This window comes from Actinacidiphila sp. bgisy144 (assembly GCF_057708105.1).
Window position 1 is genome coordinate 109904 of the sequence record NZ_JBYIRM010000002.1, and the last position, 19416, is coordinate 129319.

The window sequence follows — 19416 nt, forward strand, 5'->3', positions numbered from 1 at the left end:
GGGTGCGACCGGCGCGGGTGTGACCGGTGGGGGCAGGCGTTCAGGCGGCAGGCGCCTCAGGCGTGGCGCACCGCGCACAGCAGCCCGTCGTCGGTGGGCAGCAGCACCGGTGCCAGCCGCGGGCTGTCGCGCACCGTCCGCATCAGTTCGCGCAAGTGCACGGACTCGGCGTCCTGGTGGGCCGCGTCCAGCGCCCGGCCCTGCCCGAAGGCGCCCTCGAAGCACAGCACGCCGCCCGGGCGCAGCAGCCGCAGCGACTCGTCGAGGTAGTCCAGGCACTCCAGCCGGTCGGCGTCGCAGAACACCAGGTCGTAACCGCCGTCGGTGAGGCGGGGCAGGACGTCGAGGGCGCGGCCGCAGATGAAGCGGGCCCGGTTCGCCGCGAGCCCCGCCTCGCGGTACGCCTCGCGGGCGAGCTGCTGCCGGTCGGGCTCGGAGTCCACCGTGGTCAGCACCCCGTCGGGCCGCATGCCGCGCAGCAGGTGGATGCCGGAGACGCCGGCGCCGGTGCCGATCTCCACCACGGCCTTCGCGTCGCAGGCGCCGGCCAGCAGCCGCAGCGCCGCGCCGGTGCCGGGGGAGACCGCGCGCAGCCCGGCGGCGTGCGAGCGGGCGCGGGCGTGGACCAGGGCTTCGTCCTCGGCCACGTACGCGTCCGCGAACGCCCAGCTCGCCTGCCGGTTGCCGATAATGGCCGCTCCCCTGGTCCGTCGTTCTCCTTGCAATTGCGCCGACCGGGCGACTGTATCCGCTGCCGCCGGGAACCTGCTGATGGGACCGCGCGTTAGATGGGGCACGGGTGGCAACAGCCCCCGGCGGGGACGCCGCACCGGCCCCTCCCCGCTATGGCAGCAGCGCACTTATCCGGAGCTAACGGGCGAGGTGGATATGGTAGGGGCTCTACTGGAGACCACCAGAGCCGACAGGGGAGGTGCGGCTGTGACCGGTGACCGGGGAATGCTCGACCGCTTCCGCAAGTCCACCGGACAGCCCAAATCCGTGACCAACACCGCTGATGACAGTTCACCCACGACCGACTCCGCGACCGTGACCGCGACGTTCGCCACCGACGGAGACGGCCCGACGTGGACGCCTCCTTCCTGGGAGGAGATCGTCAGCACGCACAGTGCCCGGGTGTACCGGCTGGCCTACCGCCTGACCGGGAACCAGCACGACGCGGAGGACCTCACCCAGGAGGTCTTCGTGCGGGTCTTCCGCTCCCTGTCCACCTACACGCCCGGCACCTTCGAGGGCTGGCTGCACCGCATCACCACGAACCTCTTCCTGGACATGGTGCGGCGCCGCCAGCGCATCCGGTTCGACGCCCTCGGCGACGACGCGGCGGAGCGGCTGCCCAGCCGCGAGCCGTCCCCCGCGCAGCACTTCAGCGACACCCACTTCGACGCGGACGTCCAGCAGGCGCTGGACACCCTCGCGCCGGAGTTCCGGGCCGCGGTGGTGCTCTGCGACATCGAGGGGCTGTCGTACGAGGAGATCGCCGCGACCCTCGGGGTGAAGCTGGGCACCGTGCGGAGCCGTATCCACCGCGGCCGCTCGCACCTGCGCAAGGCTCTGGAGCACCGGGCGCCCGGAGCGCGCCCGGCGCCCGCCCTCGCTGCCACCGCACCCAAACCCCTGGAGGGCGGCAGAGCGTGAGCAGCAGCGGTTCAGGCGAGCAGCACCGTCCCCAACGTCCTGCATCCGCCGAGCAGCACCTCGGTGACCGGCTCGCCGCCTTCGTCGACGGCGAGCTGTCGGACGACAGCCGGGACCGGGTGATGGCCCATCTCGCGACATGCGCACAGTGCAAGACCGCCGCTGCCGAGCAGCGGCGGCTGAAGAGCGTCATCGCCGGCTCGGAGCTGCCGGCCATCTCGGCCGGCCTGCTGGCGCGCCTCCAGGGCCTGCCGGCCATGGACGGCAGGGACGGGCCGGGCGGTCCGTCCCGCCCGGACGGCCTGTCGGCCGACGAGGCGGGCGGCTTCGGCCGGCACCGCGGCCCGTTCGACGGCGGTTTCCTCGGGTCGCGGCCCTCCGTGCCGGACTCCGTGCTCTCCGACCCCGACGCCGACCGCTCCGGTTCGGGCCTGACCCGGTCCGGTTCCCGGCTGGGCGGCGCGCGGCGGGAGGACTTCGCGTTCCTCGGCCCGGCCGCCGACCTGCTGCCCGCCGCGGACAGCCGCGGGCGGGGCTTCCGGGTCCATGACAGCGCCTCGCGCGGGCGGCGGTTCGCGTTCGCCGCGGCCGGCGCCTTCTCGATGGCCGCGATCGCGATCGGCAGCGCGCTGCCGATGGAGGCGTCGATGGACGGCGCCGCCCGGCCGGACGACGGCCCCGCGGTCAGCCCGCTCAGCGCGGGCCAGGTCTCCGACACCCGCGGGACCATTCCGCGCGGCGTGCTCAGCGCGGACCGCGAGGAGCGGCGGACCACGCGGACGGTGGTCGCCTCCGCCACGTCGGTGCCGCTGATAGCGCCGGTGCAGCAGACGTCGAGCCGCACGTTCCCGCTGCGCTAGGCGGGGATCGGGAGCCCGGGGCCGGGCGGTGTCGGCCCGGGCCGTCATCCGGCGGCAGCATAGTGTTGGCCACAGCCACTCCCGTATTGCCTGCTCGGGCAGGTACCGTGAATTCCGCCGGTCCCCGCCCACGCCGGCCGTGGACGTCACAAGGAGCTGCAAGGTGTTCTTCGACATAGGCCCGCTGGAGCTGGTCGCGATCGTCGTCCTTGCGGTGCTCGTCTTCGGCCCGGACAAACTGCCCAAGCTGATCCACGACGCCATGGCGTTCATCCGGAAGGTGCGGGAGTTCTCCGACAGCGCGAAGGAGGACATCCGCCGCGAGCTGGGGCCGGAGTTCAAGGACTTCGAGTTCGAGGACCTCAACCCGAAGACCTTCATCCGCAAGAACCTGATCAACAGCGAGAACGACGAGTACGGCCTCGGCGAGCTGCGGGACCTCGGCAAGAGCCTGGACCTGCGCAAGGATCTCGACGTCACCGACCTGCGCAAGGACATGGCGGAGGTCACCGACGCGGTCAACGGGGTCCGGACCGGGGTCAACGGCTCGTCGGCCGCGTCAGCCTCCTCGGCGAACGCGGGTTCCGCGGGTTCCGGTGCCGCCGAGGCCGGGGGCACCCCGGACCGGCTGAAGAAGCCGACCGCCGAGGAGCCGCCGCCCTTCGACACCGACGCGACGTGATCCCCCGAGCGTCAACCTGAATTCACGTTTTCACCCGATTGCATGGCCGTTGTCCGTGTGTTCGGCATCACCCCACGCCGTTTCGCCAGCCGAAACCGCCCAGGGTCGGGCAAGATGGCATGTCGCCCCGGAGGGCGGGCGGTCATCGAGGAGGCGCGACCCATATGGAGACGAAGACCGGCACGCAACAGGGGGCGGTCGAGGGCTACCTGTCGGCCGACTTCACCTGGTACGGCCTGGACCAGGCGTTCACCGGGCCCCGGTGGCTCGGCCAGCTCGGGACCAGCGCGGACGGGGCCGTCGAACACGGCGCGATCGGGCACGGCGACGAGCCGTCCCTCAAGGCGGAGGCCGCCGACCCGGAGGGGCAGAAGTTCGCGGTCGTGGTGACCGTCGCCCAGCGGCCGCTGCGGCGCAGCGCGGACGGCACCGGGGTCATGGAGGCCACCTCGGTGTCCACCGCGGCCTGGCTGGCCGGTTCCGGGCTGCTGTCGGCGACCTGGCCCACCCGGATGGACCGCGCGCTGCGCCAGGACTGGCTGGACCAGCAGATCTCGGCGGCGTGGGAGCTGGCGGACGAGCTGACCGGGGCCGGGTGGTCGTCGCTGACGCTACCGGTCGACGGGGAGCCCACCGCGTTCCACTACCGCGAGTCGGAGTACGGCTGGGTGATGGCCGGGTCGGCCCCGAGCGGCGTCCACCTCGGCGCCTACGGCCGCAACCTCTCCGCGTACGGCCTCGCCCTGGCCGCCGTCCCCGACCTGGCCGCGTACACGGGTTAGCCGGACCCGCCGGGGTGCCCCGTCCGGTGGGGTGACGGGGCCTCGCGGGCGGCGGCCGGTCAGAACTTGTTGCGCGGGGTGATGCCGAGGGACATCCCGGACAGGCCGCGGGAGCGGGTGGTGAGCTTCGCGGCGATGCCGCGCAGTGCCGCTCCCGCCGGCGACTCGGGGTTCGTCAGGGCGACCGGGCGGCCGTCGTCGCCGCCCTCGCGCAGCCGCACGTCGATCGGGATGCGCCCGAGCACCGGCACCGTGGTCCCGGTGGTGCGGGAGAGCCCCTCGGCGACCCGGTCGCCGCCGCCGGTGCCGAAGACCTCCACGACCTCGTCGCAGTGCGGGCAGGGCATCCCCGCCATGTTCTCCACCACGCCGACGATCTTCTGGTGGGTCTGCACCGCGATCGCCCCGGCCCGCTCGGCGACCTCCGCCGCGGCCTGCTGCGGGGTGGTCACCACGATGATCTCCGCGTTCGGCATCAGCTGGGCGACGGAGATCGCGATGTCGCCGGTGCCGGGCGGCAGGTCGAGCAGCAGCACGTCGAGGTCGCCCCAGTACACGTCCGCGAGGAACTGCTGGAGCGCGCGGTGCAGCATCGGCCCGCGCCAGACCACCGGCGCGTTGCCGGGGGTGAACATGCCGATCGAGATGACCTTCACGCCGTTCGCCGACGGCGGCATGATCATGTTCTCGACCTGGGTCGGCCGGCCGTCCGCCCCGAGCATCCGCGGCACGCTGTGCCCGTAGATGTCCGCGTCGACCACGCCGACCTTCAGCCCGTCGGCGGCCATCGCGGCGGCGAGGTTGACCGTCACCGAGGACTTGCCGACCCCGCCCTTGCCGGACGCGACCGCGTAGACCCGGGTCAGCGAGCCGGGCTGGGCGAAGGGGATCTCCCGCTCGGCCTGGCCGCCGCGCAGCGACGCCGCCAGCTCGCGGCGCTGCTCGTCGCTCATCACGTCCAGCCCGACCTGAACCGACGTCACCCCGGGCACGCCCTGCACCGCGGCGGTGACCCGGCCGCTGATCTCGTCCCGCATCGGGCAGCCGGACACGGTCAGGTAGACGGTGACCGCGACCGCGCCGTCCTCGGCGATGTCCACGGATTTCACCATGCCGAGCTCGGTGATCGGCTTGTGGATCTCCGGGTCGTCAACGGTCGCCAGGGCGGCGCGTACGGCGTCGTCGGTGGGGGTGCCGGTCGGGGTCGAACCGTGCAGAGCGGTAGCCATACGCACGAGGATACGGCCGTGGGCGGCGGCCCTTCAGCGCCCCCGGCCGTCTCCTTCGTCACGGGCGGCGGCGCCGTTGCGTTCGGCGGTGTGCCGGTCGGTGCCGGTCAGCTCAGCGGCCGGGCGCCGCTCCTCGAGCTCCCGCAGCAGGTCCTGCAACTCCGAGCGGATCCAGTCCCGGGTGGCGACCTCGCCCAGGCCCATCCGCAGCGCGGCCACCTCCCGGGTCAGGTACTCGGTGTCGGCGATGTTCCGCTCGTTCTGCTTGCGGTCCTGTTCGAGGTTCACCCGGTCCCGGTCGTCCTGCCGGTTCTGCGCGAGCAGGATCAGCGGCGCCGCGTACGACGCCTGGAGCGAGAGCATCAGGGTCAGGAAGATGAACGGGTACGGGTCGAACTGGAAGGACCGGGGCGCGAAGACGTTCCACAGCAGCCACGCGACGATGATCACCGTCATCCAGACGATGAACCGCCCGGTGCCCAGGAACCGCGCCACCCGCTCGGAGAGCTTGCCGAACGCGTCCGGGTCGTAGGACGGCAGCAGGCTGCGGCGCGGCGCGCGCGGCTGGTCCAGCCGGTTGCGGCGCGGCCGCCCGGTCGCGGTGGCCCCCGAGGGGTGCCGGGTCCGTTCGCGCTCCTCAGCGGCCACCGGGCACCCCCGTCCGGCCGCCGGCGCCGCCCGGGCCGTCCTCCGCCGCGTCGTACAGCGCGGTCTCCCGCCAGTCGTCGGGCAGCAGGTGGTCCAGTACGTCGTCCACCGTCACCGCGCCCAGCAGCGACCCGCTGTCGTCCACCACCGGCGCGGAGATCATGTTGTACGTGGCCAGGAAGCTGGTCACCGACGGCAGCCCGGTGTCCGGCCCCAGGGGTTGCAGGTCGGTGTCCACGATCGAGGCGAGCAGCGTGAACGGCGGTTCGCGCAGCAGCCGCTGGAAGTGCACCAGGCCCAGGTACTTGCCGGTCGGGGTGTCGTCCGGCGGCCGGCACACGTACACCTGGGCGGCCAGCGCGGGCGACAGGTCGGGGTGGCGGATACGGGCCAGCGCGTCGGCGACGGTCGCGTCCGGGCGCAGCACGATCGGCTCGGTGGTCATCAGCCCGCCCGCGGTGCGCTCCTCGTACGACAGCAGCCGCCGTACGCCCGCGGCGTCATGCGGCCGCATCAGGGTCAGCAGCCGCTCCTGCTCCTCGGGCGGCAGCTCGGCGAGCAGGTCGGCGGCGTCGTCGGGGTCCATCGCCTCCAGCACGTCCGCGGCCCGCTCCTCCTCCAGCTTGCCGAGGATCTCCACCTGGTCGTCGTCGGGCAGCTCCTCCAGGACGTCGGCGAGCCGGTCGTCGTCGAGGGCGGCGGCCACCTCGCCGCGGCGCTTGGGCGACAGGTGGTGCAGCACGTTCGCCAGGTCGGCCGGGCGCAGCTGCTCGAAGGTCGCCACCAGGTTCTCCGCGCCCTGGCCCTCCTCGGCGAGCGAGAAGCCGCTCACCACCGACCAGTCCACGGTCAGCGTCTCGCCCCGGCGGCGCAGCGCCCCGCCCTTGCCGCGGCGGACGAAGACCTTGTCGATCTCCCAGTCCCGCCGGGACGGCAGCTGCGTCATCGACACGTCGAGCACGGTCACCTCGACGGAAGGGGCCTCGCCCGCGGCCGAGCGGGCCGCGGCGGCGGGCGTCTCGGCGGGGGAGCCCGACTCGTCGGTGGCCAGCCGCACCCGGCGGTCCAGCAGCTCGCCCAGCACCAGCGTCTCGGTCGGCCGCTGCTCGAAGCGCCGCATGTTCACCACGCCGGGCGTGATGACCTGCCCGGACTCCACCCCCGTCACCCGCGTCATCGGCAGGAAGATCTGCCGCCGGCTGGCCACCTCGACCACCAGGCCCAGCACCCGCGGCGGGCGGCCGCGCACCCGCAGCATCACCACCACGTCGCGCACCCGCCCGACCTGGTCGCCGTTCGGGTCGAAGACGGCGACCCCGGCCAGGTGCGAGACGAAGACCCGAGTGGCGCCTGCCGCCATGTCGGTGCCTCCTACGGTCCGCGGACAGCTGCTCCGGTGGGCTGGCTCCGGTGCCTGCGGGCCACACCCGCCACACGCGCTTCAGGCTACTCCGGGCCGATCTTGCCCGCCGCGCGGGATGGTCCCCGGGAGTAACCCTGCGGTAGCTTCGAGGCGGCCCGCAGCCGCCGCCCCTGGAGGAAACCACCCGTGCACCACGGCCGCAGGACACTTGCCGCCACCCTGGCCGCGCTCGGCGCGAGCAGCCTGCTCACCGGCTGCCTCGGCCTCGGCAGCGACCCCGACGCCGGCACCAACGGCGTCGGCAAGCTCCCCGCGGCGACCATCGAGCAGAAGGCGAAGGCCGCGGCCGCCGGCGCCACCGCGGTCCGGCTGGCCGGCACCGTGGTCAGCGGCGGCCACAGCTACCGCCTGGACATGCGGCTGCGCGGCAACGGCGGCGTCGGCGAGGTCAGCACCAAGGGCGACACCTTCCAGCTGCTGCGGGTCGGCGACGACCTCTACCTCAAGGCCGGCGCCGACTTCTACGGCGCCGACGACAGCGACAAGAACAGCAAGGCCGCGGCCGAGAAACTCAACGGCAAGTACGTCAAGGTGCCGTCCACCGACCCGTCCTACCAGCAGTTCTCCGGGTTCACCGACAAGAAGACACTGCTCGCCGACCTCTTCGTGCTGGACGGCGAGGTCAAGGCCGGCGACCACCGCAAGGTCGGCGGCACCAGGACCATCGCGCTCGACGGGACCAAGGGCGGCTCCCTGGACGTCTCCCTCAAGGGCTCGCCCTACCCGCTGCGCTACGAGCGCGCCGGCGGCGGGGGCACCCTGACCCTCTCCGACTGGGGCGAGGACTTCACGCTCGCCGCCCCGGCCAAGTCCGAGGTGGTCGACTACGGCAAGACCGTCGGCAAGTAGCCGCCGGCCGGGCAGGCGGTCAGGTCCTGCGGCGGCGCGCCAGCAGCTTCGGCAGCCCCGCGGGCGCCGGCCGGCGGGTGGTCGCCGAGGTGGCGGCGGGCACGGCCGCGCCCGAGGAGTCGGGCATCGCACCCGGGTGTTCCGGCACGCTCCCGGTCGGCGCCAGCCGGAAGACCTGGCACTGCGCCGCCCACCGCGCCGGCAGCTCCTCCGCGTCGACCGCGTTCAGCCGCTTGCCCTTCATCTCGCCGACGGCCGCCTCCCAGGGCTCGCTGTGCGGCGCCAGCACCGCCACCCGCGCCACCCAGCCGACCAGCCGGCCGCCCTTGTCCTTGCTGCGCACGGTCACCGTCGCCGTACCGCCGTCCACCAGCCCCGGCACCGGCTGCTCACCGGGCCCCGCGACCAGGTGCAGGCCGCCGTCCAGCCACAGGTGCCACACCGCCTGCCCGTTCACCCAGACCAGCCCGGACTTCTTCGCGGCCTCCTCCACCAGCGCCGCCAGCTCCTCGTCGGCGGAGGGCGCGGCGGACGGGGCGGGGGAGGGCGTGGACGGCGTCGACATGGGCCCAGGCTATCGGCGGCGATCGGCGAGGATCACCAGGGCCAGCCCGGCGAGGATCACCGCCAGCGCCGGGTAGGCGGCCGCGGGCGGGGTCTGGCCGAGCCACAGCCCGGCGATCAGCGCGGCCCCGGGCGTCTCCAGCAGGATCGCGGTCGACGTGGTGGACGGCCCCAGACCCCGCACCACCCGGTTCAGCAGCGAGTGCCCCAGCAGCTGCGCGGCCACCGTGAGCGCCGCGATCTTCAGCCAGGTCCGCCCGTCGTACCCGCCCAGCGCCGACCCGGAGACCAGGCACGCGCACAGCAGCGCCACCGCCGTCGTGGTGTAGCAGACGAACGTGTACGCCGTCGTCGTCGCGGTCCGCCGCACCTGAGAGCCGAGCAGCATGTACACCGCCGCGGCCAGCCCGGCGGCCAGCGCCAGCGCGTCACCGGCCAGCGCCCGCCCGTCCGTCGACAGGTCCAGCCCGGTGAGGATCAGCACACCGACCACCGCCAGCGCGGTGCCGCCCCACACCAGCCGCGGCGGGCGGTGGCCGCGCAACCGCAGGATCAGCGTGGTCCAGATCGGCGTGGTCGTCACCAGCGCGGTCGAGGTGGCGACCGACGTCATGCCCAGGCTCGGCAGCCACAGGCCGAAGTGCGCAGCCAGCAGCAGCCCGGCCAGCACCGACAGGCCCAGCGCCCGCGGCCCCATCCGCCGCAGCTCGCCGCGGTGCCGCCACAGCGCCACCGGGCTCAGCACCCCGACGGCCATCGCGTTCCGCCAGAACGCGATCGCCAGCGCGGGCGCCGCCGTGGCCGCGATCAGCGGCGCCGACAGGGACACCCCGGCGATCGCCACGGCCAGCAGCACCAGGTCCGCCCCGCGCCCGGCGTCGACCGCCCCGGCGGCGCCCTCCGCGGCCGCCACCCCACCCTGCTCGGCGGTCCGCTCACTCGTGTTCACCGCACAAGCGTACGGAACGGGCGGCGGTGCCCGGAACCGTCCGCGGGGACCGGAACCACAGGTCCCGGAGGCGGCCGTTCCGTCCTGGAGGCGGCCGCTGCGCTCCTAGAGCCAGCCGTTCCGGCGGAAGCCCCGGTGGATCGCGTAGCAGATCGCCAGGATCGCCACGAGCACCACGGGATACCCGTACTTCCAGCCAAGTTCGGGCATGTGCTTGAAGTTCATCCCGTAGACGCCGGTGATCATCGTCGGCACCGCCAGGATCGCCGCCCACGCGGTGATCTTGCGCATGTCCTCGTTCTGCACCACGGTCGCCTGTGCCAGGTTCGCCTGGAGGATCGAGTTGAGCAGGTCGTCGAACCCGGTCACCTGCTCGTGCACGCGCGCGACGTGGTCGGCCACGTCCCGGAAGTACTTCTGGATCTCCGGGTCGACCAGCCGCATCGGCCGCTCGCCGAGCAACTGCATGGGCCGCAGCAGCGGGGTCACCGCCCGCTTGAACTCCAGCACCTCGCGCTTGAGTTGGTAGATCCGCCCGGCGTCGCCCCCGCGCGAGGTCTTCCCGTTGTGCGCGGAGAACACGTCGATCTCGACCTCGTCGATGTCGTCCTGCACCGCCTCGGAGACCGCGAGGTAGTCGTCGACGACCTGGTCCGCGATCGCGTGCAGCACCGCCGAGGGGCCCTTGGCCAGCAGCTCCGGGTCGTCCTCCAGCCGGTGCCGCAGCGCGCGCAGCGACCCGTGGCCGCCGTGCCGGACGGTGATCACGAAGTACCGGCCGGTGAAGACCATCACCTCGCCGCTCTCCACCACCTCGCTGGTGGCGGTGAGTTCGGCGTGCTCGACATAACGGATCGTCTTGAAGACCGCGAACAGGGAGTTGTCGTACCGCTCCAGCTTCGGCCGCTGGTGGGCGTGGACGGCGTCCTCCACGGCCAGCGGGTGCAGGTCGAACTCCTCGGCGACGCCCGCGAACTCCTGCTCGCTGGGCTCGTGCAGCCCGATCCACACGAAGCCGTCGCTGCCGTCGCACTTGGCGCCCGGCCGGCCGCGGCGCACCGCCGCCAGCGCCGTCCGCAGATCCGTGGCGTCCTCGTCGCGCACACCGTCGCGGTAGACGGCGCAGTCCACGACCGCGCTGGCGAGGTCCGGCTCCTGGACGGGTTCGTACTCGTAGGTCGTGGTGGTCCTGCGCAGGGTCGGGCGCAGGGCGGGGCGTACGACTGCACGCAGGTCGCGGATCATCGACATGGCAAGCTCCTTCACGGACTGGCCGACGGCATGGCGCCGCGCTGAAATGCGGATCAAGGAGGGGTGATCGCAGGCAGTTCAGGGCGCTCTTCCGCTGCGGCGGTTCCGCGGGAGCCGTCCTTCGCACCGGACCGGTGACGAAGGGGCCGTCATCCGTGGACGTGGCGCGTTTTGGACCCGGTCAGCCGGGTAGAAAACGCGCGACGTGCGCGTACGGCGGGAAACTCAGCGCGCGAAACGGCATACGGAAGAGCTGCCGGTACTGCACGGTCGACTCGGATCCATGTCAGTCCCCACCTCCTCCGGCCGATCCCCGCTGAGGGATGTCCTTGGTGCGCGAGTGAACACTCCACTTTAGCAAGCCCGGATGCGTACTCGGCGCCGCCTTACCGGTTCTGTACGCGTTCTATGCTCGCCGTATGGCTGATGTTCCGGCGCTCGTCGAGGCGCGGCTGTCCGAGACCTTCGGGGCGCCCGACGCCCGTGCCGCGGTCACCTTCGTCGGTGCCGACCGCATCGAGGTGCTCCGCTTCACCACCGGTGACCTGGTGCGCTACGCCACGCTCGGGATGTCGGCGCAGCCGATGGCCGATCCGCTGGCGACCGTGGCGGACCCGCTGCGCGGGCCGCGCGCCGAACTGCTCCTCACGGTGCGGGCGGGGCTCGCCGACACCCGCGAAGTGCTGCGGCCGCTGGCGGTGCTCGCCGCCTCGCCCCAGGTCGAGGGGCTGGTCATCGCCCCCGGGAGTTCCCTCGACACCACCGAGCCGCTGTGGCCCGGGGCGCCCTTCTCCGCGGTGCTCGTCGCCGAACCCGGTGGGCTCGTCCCCGACGTGGCCCTCCCCGAACCGCTCGACCCGGTGCGCTTCTTCCCCCTCCTCCCGATGACGCCGGCGGAAGCCGCGTGGAAGCGGGTGCACGGGGCCGCGGCCCTCCAGGACCGGTGGCTCACCCATGAAACGGATCTACGCGACCCCCTGCGGAAAGCGGTGGCCTTGACCCCCTAGGGTGCCCGGCCCGCCGGGTTGCGGGACCTTGCGGTGGGGGGTGGCTGGTCGCGCCGTTCCCCGCGCCCCTTCGAGGCGCGAGCTTCTTCCGTGGGAGGGGCCGAGCAGACCCAGGGGCGCGGGGAACGGCGCGACCAGCCACGGCGGACCGCAAGGTCCCGTGACGGCGGGGGCGGGGCACTCTGGGGGGGTGGCGCCGCGCCCCCGGAGGGGTGATCGTCCTTGACGCGGGGGAGGGGCCAGGAGGACCGTGGTGATTTATGAGGGGCGAACCCAGTTGCCCGAAGTGCGGTGGCAGGGTCCGTGCGCCCGGACTCTTCGCCGATTCCTGGCAGTGCGATCTGCACGGGGCCGTGCATCCGCTCCAACCGGTGGTCCCGCCCAGCGTCGAGGCCCTGGGCGTCGTGGTGAACCGCTCCCAGGTGCCGGTGTGGATGCCGTGGCCGCTGCCCGTCGGCTGGCTCTTCTCCGGGGTGGCCGCCGCGGGTGACGACCGCAGTGGCGGCCGCGCCACCGCCGTCTCCTGCTCGGGCCCCGGGCCGCTCGGCGGTCCCGGGGAACTCCTGCTCGTGGCCGAGGAGTTGGGGGTCGGGCTCGGTGCCAGGTTCGCCGGGATCGACGGGCCCGACCCGGGGCCCGGGATGTGCGTGGACCGGCCGCCCCACGCGAAGGTCCTCGCCGCCGGGCGGCCCACCCCGCTCTGGCACGTCGAAGGCGTGCCCGACGACCGCGTCGTCTTCGCCGGCGAGGCCCGCGGGCTCTGGCTCTGGGCCATCGTCTGGCCCGAGCAGACGGGGCTGCTCATGTACGACGAACTGGTCCTGACCGACCTCCGCGACGCCGGCGCCGAAGTCGACCTCCTCCCCTGCGGCGCCCTCACCCCCCGCCTCCTCACGTAAGCGGGGTGCCCCTTCCGCGGGAGGGGCCGAGCAGACCCAGGGGCGCGGGGAACTGCGCGACCAGCCACCGCGGACCGTGAGATCCCGGCACCCACAGAACGCACCACCCCGGAGGGTTATGCTGGCGGCGGCCACTTACGACCCCCCTAGACCCGCGGAGCGCGCTGTGCGAATAGACCTGCACACCCACTCCTCGGCGTCGGACGGCACGGACGCGCCGGCCGACCTGGTACGGAACGCGGTGGCCGCGGGGCTGGACGTGGTGGCGCTGACGGACCACGACACGGTGAGCGGGTACGCGGAGGCGGCCGCCGCGGTGCGCGGGCTGGCGCCGGGCGGGCTGACGCTGGTGACCGGCGCGGAGCTGTCCTGCCGGATCGACGGCATCAGCATGCACATGCTGGCGTACCTCTTCGACCCGGCCGAGCCGGAGCTGGACCGGGAGCGCGAACTCGTCCGGGACGACCGGGTGCCCAGGGCGCGCGGGATGGTCGCGAAGCTCCAGGAACTGGGCGTGCCGGTGACGTGGGAGCAGGTCGCACGGATCGCCGGGGACGGCTCGGTGGGCCGGCCGCACATCGCCACGGCGATGGTCGAGGCGGGCGTGGTGGCCAGTGTCTCGGACGCGTTCACCGAGGAGTGGCTCGCCAACGACGGCCGCGCGTACGTCGACAAGCACGAACTGGACCCCTTCGACGCGGTGCGGCTGGTGAAGGCCGCGGGCGGGGTGAGCGTCTTCGCGCACCCGGGGGCGCACAAGCGCGGTGAGACGGTGCCGGAGCCGGTGATCGCGGAGCTGGCCGCGGCCGGGCTGGACGGCATCGAGGTGGACCACGTGGACCACGACGACGCGACCAGGGCGCGGTTGCGCGCGTTCGCCGCCGAGCACGACCTGCTGGCCACCGGCTCCAGCGACTACCACGGCGACCGCAAGACGGTCCGGCTGGGGGAGTGCGTCACCGACCCCGAGGTCTACCGGGAGATCGCGCGCCGTGCCACCGGCGCGGTCCCCATCTCGGCGGTCTAGCGCACCGGATTCCTTTCGGCCCCGCTTTCCCGCGCCGGTGTGCGGGGAGCCGTGGTGCGCGGCGCCGTCCGCGCGGCCCCCCTTGTCCCTTGAGGCGCCCGCCGAGGCGCCGTGCTCGACGTTCATCCCCTGACGCCGCCCCCGCCGGGTCCGCCCGGTCCGCGCGGCGCCTTGCAGAAAGCCTTCACGCATGTTCGACGTCACCCTGTTCGGGTCGGTCTTCTTCACCCTGTTCGTGATCATGGACCCGCCCGGGATCACCCCGATCTTCCTCGCCCTGACCTCGGGGCGGGCGACGAAGGTCCAGCGGCGGATGGCGTGGCAGGCGGCGTCGGTCGCCCTCGGGGTGATCGCCGTCTTCGGCGTCTGCGGCCAGCAGATCCTGGACTACCTGCACGTCTCGGTGCCCGCGCTGCGGGTGGCCGGGGGGCTGCTGTTGCTGCTGATCGCGCTGGACCTGCTGACGGGCAAGGCGGACGAGCCGACGCAGACGAAGGACGTCAACGTGGCGCTGGTGCCGCTCGGCATGCCGCTGCTGGCCGGGCCGGGCGCCATCGTGACGGTGATCCTCGCGGTGCAGCACGCGCACGGCTTCGGGCAGCAGCTCTCGGTGTGGCTGGCGATCGCCGCGATGCACCTGGTGCTGTGGCTGACCATGCGCTACTCGCTGGCGATCATCCGGCTGATCAAGGAGGGCGGGGTGGTGCTGGTGACCCGGCTGTCGGGGATGCTGCTGTCCGCGATCGCGGTGCAGTCGGTGGCGAACGGCGTCATCGGCTTCGTCCACGGCGAGGGCTGAACCCCCGGCCCGGCGGGCGATCGGGCCCGGACAGGCGAAAGCGCCCCGTACATCCAGTCGGTACGGGGCGCCGTTGCGTCGGGCCTGTGATCAGTCCGCGGGGCGGATGTAGATGCGCTGCCCGAGAGCGGCGGCCTGCTGCACGATCCTGTCGACAGCGTTGGCGTCCACGACGGTGCTGTCCACGGCCTCGCCGTTGACGTCGTCGAGTCGCATGATCTCAAAGCGCATGGGGCTTCTCCCTTCGTCGCGCGTTACATGTGTGGTCAACGAACGCCCCCTTCTAAACATTCCCCAGACTAACGAAAAACTTTCCTGCCTTAACTAATCGCCGGCGAGGGAGTCGGGCGAAGGGGTACCGAGTGCCCCTACCGTCCCTCGACGTCCGTCCAGAACGCGATCAGCGCGGCCGCCGTGTCCTGCGGCTGCTCCGCGTTGGGCGAGTGCCCGGCGTCCTTGATCACGACGCGCCGCGCGCCGAGCCGGGCGGCCATGTCGTCCAGCCACGGCACCGGCCAGGCGTAGTCCACCTCGCCGGAGAGTACGAGTTTAGGGAGCGGCAGCGCGGCCAACTCCGCCACTCGGTCGGTTTCTGTCATCAACTGCCGTGCGGTGGCGAGAAGTTGCTCCGGTACGGTGCCGATCCAGCGGCGGTGCAGGAAGTCGTCCAGCCAGTCCGGGACGGCCGCCGCCTCCTCCTCGTCGCCGGCGGCGTCCGCGTCGGCCCCCGCCTCCAGCGCCCGCATCGCCTGCCAGGCCGTCTCCATGTCCATCGCCGGCAGGTGGTCCAGCAGCAGCTGGGTACGGGCCTGCTGGTCCGCCGCGATCGCGGCCGGCCCCGAACTCATCAGCGTCAGCGAGGCGTACGGCGCCGACGGCTCGGAGAGCAGCGCGGACCGGACGATCTGGCCGCCCAGCGAGTGGCCCACCACGTGCAGGGGCGCGTCCGCGGCGGCGCCGGCGGCGAGCACCGCGGTCTGCGCCAGGACGTCCGCGGCCAGCTCGGCGCGGGCGTAGGCCGCCTCGTCCCGCGGGCCGGCCGACTCGAACTGGCCGCGGCCGTCCACCGCGACGGCCCGGTAGCCGGCCGCCGTCAGCGGGGCCAGCAGAGCGAGGAAGTCCTCCTTGCTGCCGGTGAAGCCGGGGACCAGCAGCACGGTGCCGCGGGGCGCCGCGCCGGGGGACGGCGCCGGGGCGCCGTCCAGCACGGCGAACGCTCCGCGGCGGGTTTCCAGCGGGCGGGAGACGACGTTCGCCGGGAGGTCGAGGGTGGTGGGTCGGCTCATACGGTGAGGTTACGCGTCCCGTATGTCCGTCAGGTTGCCGTCACCCTCCGGGTGCCCCCGACCCCCCGGGTGCCCCGGTCCTGTCGGCCGAGGGACCACCTGCCGGTGGGGGCTGGTCGCGCAGTTCCCCGCGCCCCTTGATGTGCTCGGGTCCTTCCGGGCAAGCGCGGTGGAAGCCGCACCTACCAAGGGGCGCGGGGAACTGCGCGACCAGCCACGACGCACCGCCAAGATCCCGGCACCCACCGGACCGGGCAGCCCGGAGGGCAGCCCCACCGGCAGGTGGTCCCGGAGCCGACAGGACCGCGGCACCCGGGGGGTCAGGGGCACCCCGCTACGCGGCGAGGCCGAGCGCGGCCATGCGCTTGGTGTGGGCCTCGGTGATGCGGGAGAACATCCGGCCGACCTCCGCGAGGTCGAACCCGTCGGCGACGCCGCCGACGAGCATGGTCGACAGGGCGTCGCGCTCGGCGACGACCCGCTGCGCCTGGGACAGCGCCTCGCCCATGAGGCGGCGGGCCCACAGCGCGAGCCGTCCGCCGACCCGGGGCTCCGCCGCGATCGCCGCGCGCACCTTCTCCACCGCGAAGCTCGCGTGCCCGGTGTCGTCGAGCACCGCGAGCACCAGCGTGCGGGTGTCGGAGTCGAGCCGCGCGGCGACCTCGCGGTAGAAGTCGGACGCGATCGCGTCGCCGACGTACGCCTTGACCAGGCCCTCCAGCCAGTCCGAGGGCGCGGTCTGGCGGTGGAAGCCGTCGAGCGCGGCCGCGAACGGCTCCATGGCCTGGTGCGGCTCCTCGCCGATCCCGGTGAGCCGGTCCCGCAGCTGCTCGAAGTGGTGGAACTCGGCCGACGCCATCGCGGCCAGCTCCGCCTTGTCCGCCAGGGTCGGCGCGAGCTTCGCGTCCTCCGCGAGCCGCTCGAACGCGGCGAGCTCGCCGTACGCCAGCGCGCCGAGCAGGTCGACGACCGCGGCGCGGTACTGCGGCTGCGCGGACGCCGCGGCCCAGTCCTGGGCGGCGATGCCGGTGACGGTCGGCTGGTGGTCGGTGGGCGTGTCAGGCGTCTCCATGCAGCGCACAATAGCCAAGTTCCCGGCCGCGGTCGGCCCCGGTGACGGCATCCGCGACCGGGCCCGGGCCCGGTGCGGCCCGGCCCGCGCGGACCGGCGGGCCGGGCCCGAGGAGACGGCCGACGCCCCGAACGAAACATTTGATCGGGTGCAGCTACGTGTTTCCGGGGTAGAGTGGTAATGCACCCGTCCAAAGTCGGCCAGGCACCGACCTACGACGGGCCACGTGTGCAACACCTGGATGCCCGGTCGGTGGCCCGATCGGCTCCTAACCGACCGCCCTCCCGACATCGGGAGGGGCCCGCTCGCGGCCTGAGCGAGGGCAGCGGTCCCGCGCCTGAGCGGCCGACCTATGGCCGTACGACAACTCTGCGCGGTCAGTGAACGGCATGCCGCCCCGCGGCGTGCCGGATGCTCGACCCCCTCGCCGCCCGTGCCGCGTCTCACAGAAGAGGCAACATCCTGACCACCACGACTTTCCGCAGCCTGGGAATTCTCGATGAGACCGCCGACGCCCTCGAGGCCGTCGGGATCACGACTCCCTTCCCGATCCAGGAGATGACGCTTCCGGTCGCCCTCGCGGGCAACGACGTCATCGGCCAGGCCAAGACCGGCACCGGCAAGACGCTGGGCTTCGGCCTGCCGCTGCTGGAGCGGGTCACCGTCGCCGCCGACGTCGAAGCCGGCCGCGCCACCCCCGACCAGCTCACCGACGCGCCGCAGGCGCTCGTCGTCGTGCCCACCCGCGAGCTGTGCCAGCAGGTCACCAACGACCTGCTCACCGCCGGCAAGGTGCGCGCGGTGCGGGTCGTCGCGATCTACGGCGGCCGGGCGTACGAACCGCAGGTCGAAGCGCTGAAGAAGGGGGTCGACGTGGTCGTCGGCACCCCGGGCCGACTGCTCGACCTGTCCGGCCAGAAGAAGCTGAACCTCAAGCACGTCCGCGCCCTCGTCCTCGACGAGGCCGACGAGATGCTGGACCTCGGCTTCCTGCCCGACGTCGAGAAGATCATCGCCATGCTGCCCGCGCGGCGCCAGACCATGCTGTTCTCCGCGACCATGCCCGGCGCCGTGATCAGCCTGGCCCGGCGCTACATGTCGCAGCCGACGCACATCCGGGCCACCGCGCCCGACGACCACGGCGCGACCGTGGCCAACACCACGCAGCACGTCTTCCGCGCGCACTCCCTGGACAAGCCGGAGCTGGTCTCCCGCATCCTCCAGGCCGAGGGCCGCGGCCTGGCGATGATCTTCTGCCGCACCAAGCGCACCGCGGCCGACGTCGCCGAGCAGCTGGAGCGGCGCGGCTTCGCCTCCGGCGCCGTGCACGGCGACCTCGGGCAGGGCGCCCGCGAGCAGGCGCTGCGCGCGTTCCGCAACGGCAAGGTGGACGTCCTGGTCTGCACCGATGTCGCCGCCCGCGGCATCGACGTCGAAGGCGTGACGCACGTCATCAACTACCAGACGCCCGAGGACGAGAAGACCTACCTGCACCGGATCGGCCGCACCGGCCGGGCCGGCGCCTCCGGTACGGCGATCACCCTGGTCGACTGGGACGACATCCCGCGCTGGCAGCTCATCAACAAGGCGCTGGAGCTGCCCTTCAACGACCCCGAGGAGACGTACTCCACCTCGGCGCACCTCTACGAGCTGCTCGGCATCCCCGAGGGCACCAAGGGGATACTGCCGCGGGCGGAGCGCACCCGGGCCGGGCTCGACGCGGAAGCCGTCGAGGACCTGGGCGAGACCGGTGGGCGCGGGCGCAAGGGCGGCGGTGGCGGGCGTGAGCGCGCGGCCGCGGCACCCGTCGCCGAGCGCGCACCGCGCACCCGTACGCCGCGGCAGCGCCGGCGCACCCGCGGTGGGGCCGCGGTCGACCCGGCCGTCGCCGCCACCGAGGCCGCGTCCGCCGCCCCGGCGGTTCCGGCGCCGGCCGCCGCGGAGGCGGAGGAGCCGCGCAAGCCGCGCCGCCGCCGCACCCGCAGCCGCTCCTCGGCCACCCCGGAGCAGTCCGCCTGACGTCTCCGACCGGCCCTCCGCCGTGTCCCGCCGCCTCGAGAGGCCCTAGGCCTAGCCCAGCGCTTTGGCGTGGCGGCCGCGGCGCGGGGGGCGGGCGAGGACGCTGAGGAGGGCCGCGGAGGTGAGCAGGGCGGCCGGGAAGGTCGCCTCGGGGTGGTGGCCGCCGACGATGCTGTAGGTGACCAGGCCGCCCAGGAGCGAGGCGACCGGGCCGGTCGCGAGCACCAGGGGCGACGCGGGGAGCCGCAGCGGGAACATCCGGCTCGCCGACCATGCGGCCAGCAGTCCGAGAGCGGCGAAGACGACGGCTTCCCACAGCATCATCGTGGTATCCCTCCGGTGGCAGGTACGGAACGGGACCGGTCCATACCACTCCTACCCCGGAGCAAGCCGGCGCAAAGCGTGCTCACCCGT

General features: G+C 73.4%; 21 protein-coding genes. 10 read left to right on the forward strand and 11 right to left on the reverse strand.

Features of this window, described 5'->3' with window-relative positions; all coding sequences use genetic code 11:
- Positions 1-56 precede the first annotated feature (56 nt).
- Positions 57-773, reverse strand: a complete 717-nt coding sequence (locus AC3EVP_RS03430; RefSeq protein WP_435126264.1) for an O-methyltransferase — start codon at positions 771-773, stop codon at positions 57-59.
- A gap of 115 nt (positions 774-888) precedes the next feature.
- Between AC3EVP_RS03430 and sigE the strand changes: the two genes are divergently transcribed.
- The 4 genes from sigE to AC3EVP_RS03450 all read left to right on the forward strand — a co-directional run bounded on the left by sigE (position 889) and on the right by AC3EVP_RS03450 (position 3980).
- Positions 889-1656, forward strand: a complete 768-nt coding sequence (gene sigE, locus AC3EVP_RS03435; RefSeq protein WP_335977491.1) for an RNA polymerase sigma factor SigE — start codon at positions 889-891, stop codon at positions 1654-1656.
- The gene (locus AC3EVP_RS03440; RefSeq protein WP_435125820.1) at positions 1653-2516 is read left to right on the forward strand and encodes a zf-HC2 domain-containing protein; all 864 of its coding nucleotides are present in this window, start codon (positions 1653-1655) and stop codon (positions 2514-2516) included. Before sigE ends, AC3EVP_RS03440 begins: the two co-directional genes overlap by 4 nt.
- 163 nt (positions 2517-2679) lie before the next feature.
- Complete coding sequence (locus tag AC3EVP_RS03445) at positions 2680-3198, forward strand: sec-independent translocase (protein ID WP_435125823.1); 519 nt, start codon at positions 2680-2682, stop codon at positions 3196-3198.
- A gap of 164 nt (positions 3199-3362) precedes the next feature.
- Complete coding sequence (locus AC3EVP_RS03450; RefSeq protein ID WP_435125825.1) at positions 3363-3980, forward strand: hypothetical protein; 618 nt, start codon at positions 3363-3365, stop codon at positions 3978-3980.
- A gap of 59 nt (positions 3981-4039) precedes the next feature.
- Here AC3EVP_RS03450 and AC3EVP_RS03455 read toward each other — a convergent pair whose 3' ends face one another.
- From AC3EVP_RS03455 to AC3EVP_RS03465, 3 genes are read right to left on the reverse strand one after another with little or no spacing between them, the layout of a single operon-like run.
- Positions 4040-5209 (reverse strand): Mrp/NBP35 family ATP-binding protein, encoded by a 1170-nt coding sequence (locus AC3EVP_RS03455; RefSeq protein ID WP_335977479.1) that lies wholly within the window; start codon positions 5207-5209, stop codon positions 4040-4042.
- A gap of 33 nt (positions 5210-5242) precedes the next feature.
- Entirely contained in the window at positions 5243-5857 is a 615-nt protein-coding gene (locus tag AC3EVP_RS03460) for a DUF1003 domain-containing protein (protein WP_335977477.1), read from the reverse strand.
- Positions 5847-7217 carry a magnesium transporter MgtE N-terminal domain-containing protein gene (locus AC3EVP_RS03465; RefSeq protein WP_435125829.1) on the reverse strand — a complete coding sequence of 457 codons (1371 nt, stop codon included), beginning with the start codon at positions 7215-7217 and terminating at the stop codon, positions 5847-5849. The genes AC3EVP_RS03460 and AC3EVP_RS03465 overlap by 11 nt, the downstream gene beginning before the upstream one ends.
- A 189-nt stretch (positions 7218-7406) precedes the next feature.
- Between AC3EVP_RS03465 and AC3EVP_RS03470 the strand changes: the two genes are divergently transcribed.
- Positions 7407-8129, forward strand: coding sequence for a hypothetical protein (locus tag AC3EVP_RS03470; RefSeq protein ID WP_435125832.1), 723 nt, complete (start codon positions 7407-7409; stop codon positions 8127-8129).
- A gap of 19 nt (positions 8130-8148) precedes the next feature.
- On the opposite strand, the gene AC3EVP_RS03475 is transcribed toward AC3EVP_RS03470, so the two are convergent.
- The 3 genes from AC3EVP_RS03475 to AC3EVP_RS03485 all read right to left on the reverse strand — a co-directional run bounded on the left by AC3EVP_RS03475 (position 8149) and on the right by AC3EVP_RS03485 (position 10893).
- Positions 8149-8694: a hypothetical protein gene (locus tag AC3EVP_RS03475; protein WP_435125834.1), complete on the reverse strand. Its 546-nt coding sequence runs from the start codon at positions 8692-8694 to the stop codon at positions 8149-8151.
- Positions 8695-8703: 9 nt separating this feature from the next.
- The gene (locus AC3EVP_RS03480; RefSeq protein ID WP_435126267.1) at positions 8704-9606 is read right to left on the reverse strand and encodes a DMT family transporter; all 903 of its coding nucleotides are present in this window, start codon (positions 9604-9606) and stop codon (positions 8704-8706) included.
- Between the two features lie 141 nt (positions 9607-9747).
- On the reverse strand, positions 9748-10893 hold the full coding sequence (locus AC3EVP_RS03485) for a magnesium and cobalt transport protein CorA (protein ID WP_435125837.1): 1146 nt from the start codon (positions 10891-10893) through the stop codon (positions 9748-9750).
- A gap of 419 nt (positions 10894-11312) precedes the next feature.
- On the opposite strand from AC3EVP_RS03485, the gene AC3EVP_RS03490 reads away from it, so the two are divergent.
- The 4 genes from AC3EVP_RS03490 (at position 11313) to AC3EVP_RS03505 (ending at position 14625) form a co-directional block, all read left to right on the forward strand.
- Entirely contained in the window at positions 11313-11900 is a 588-nt protein-coding gene (locus AC3EVP_RS03490) for a suppressor of fused domain protein (RefSeq protein ID WP_335977465.1), read from the forward strand.
- A gap of 260 nt (positions 11901-12160) precedes the next feature.
- Positions 12161-12799 carry a DUF6758 family protein gene (locus AC3EVP_RS03495; protein ID WP_335977462.1) on the forward strand — a complete coding sequence of 213 codons (639 nt, stop codon included), beginning with the start codon at positions 12161-12163 and terminating at the stop codon, positions 12797-12799.
- A gap of 166 nt (positions 12800-12965) precedes the next feature.
- Positions 12966-13826: a PHP domain-containing protein gene (locus tag AC3EVP_RS03500; protein ID WP_335977460.1), complete on the forward strand. Its 861-nt coding sequence runs from the start codon at positions 12966-12968 to the stop codon at positions 13824-13826.
- Between the two features lie 190 nt (positions 13827-14016).
- A complete protein-coding gene (locus AC3EVP_RS03505) occupies positions 14017-14625 on the forward strand; it encodes a MarC family protein (protein WP_335977459.1) in 609 nt (202 codons plus the stop codon).
- A gap of 90 nt (positions 14626-14715) precedes the next feature.
- Here AC3EVP_RS03505 and AC3EVP_RS03510 read toward each other — a convergent pair whose 3' ends face one another.
- From AC3EVP_RS03510 to AC3EVP_RS03520, 3 genes are all read right to left on the reverse strand, one after another.
- Positions 14716-14856, reverse strand: a complete 141-nt coding sequence (locus tag AC3EVP_RS03510) for a hypothetical protein (protein WP_200823142.1) — start codon at positions 14854-14856, stop codon at positions 14716-14718.
- A 137-nt stretch (positions 14857-14993) separates the two neighbouring features.
- On the reverse strand, positions 14994-15911 hold the full coding sequence (locus AC3EVP_RS03515) for an alpha/beta fold hydrolase (protein ID WP_435125843.1): 918 nt from the start codon (positions 15909-15911) through the stop codon (positions 14994-14996).
- A gap of 334 nt (positions 15912-16245) precedes the next feature.
- Positions 16246-16983, reverse strand: coding sequence for a ferritin-like fold-containing protein (locus AC3EVP_RS03520; protein WP_435125846.1), 738 nt, complete (start codon positions 16981-16983; stop codon positions 16246-16248).
- Between the two features lie 411 nt (positions 16984-17394).
- Here AC3EVP_RS03520 and AC3EVP_RS03525 point away from each other — a divergent pair, with 411 nt between their 5' ends.
- On the forward strand, positions 17395-19002 hold the full coding sequence (locus AC3EVP_RS03525) for a DEAD/DEAH box helicase (RefSeq protein ID WP_435125849.1): 1608 nt from the start codon (positions 17395-17397) through the stop codon (positions 19000-19002).
- A gap of 51 nt (positions 19003-19053) precedes the next feature.
- Here AC3EVP_RS03525 and AC3EVP_RS03530 read toward each other — a convergent pair whose 3' ends face one another.
- On the reverse strand, positions 19054-19326 hold the full coding sequence (locus AC3EVP_RS03530; protein WP_335977453.1) for a hypothetical protein: 273 nt from the start codon (positions 19324-19326) through the stop codon (positions 19054-19056).
- Between the last annotated feature and the right edge of the window lie 90 nt (positions 19327-19416).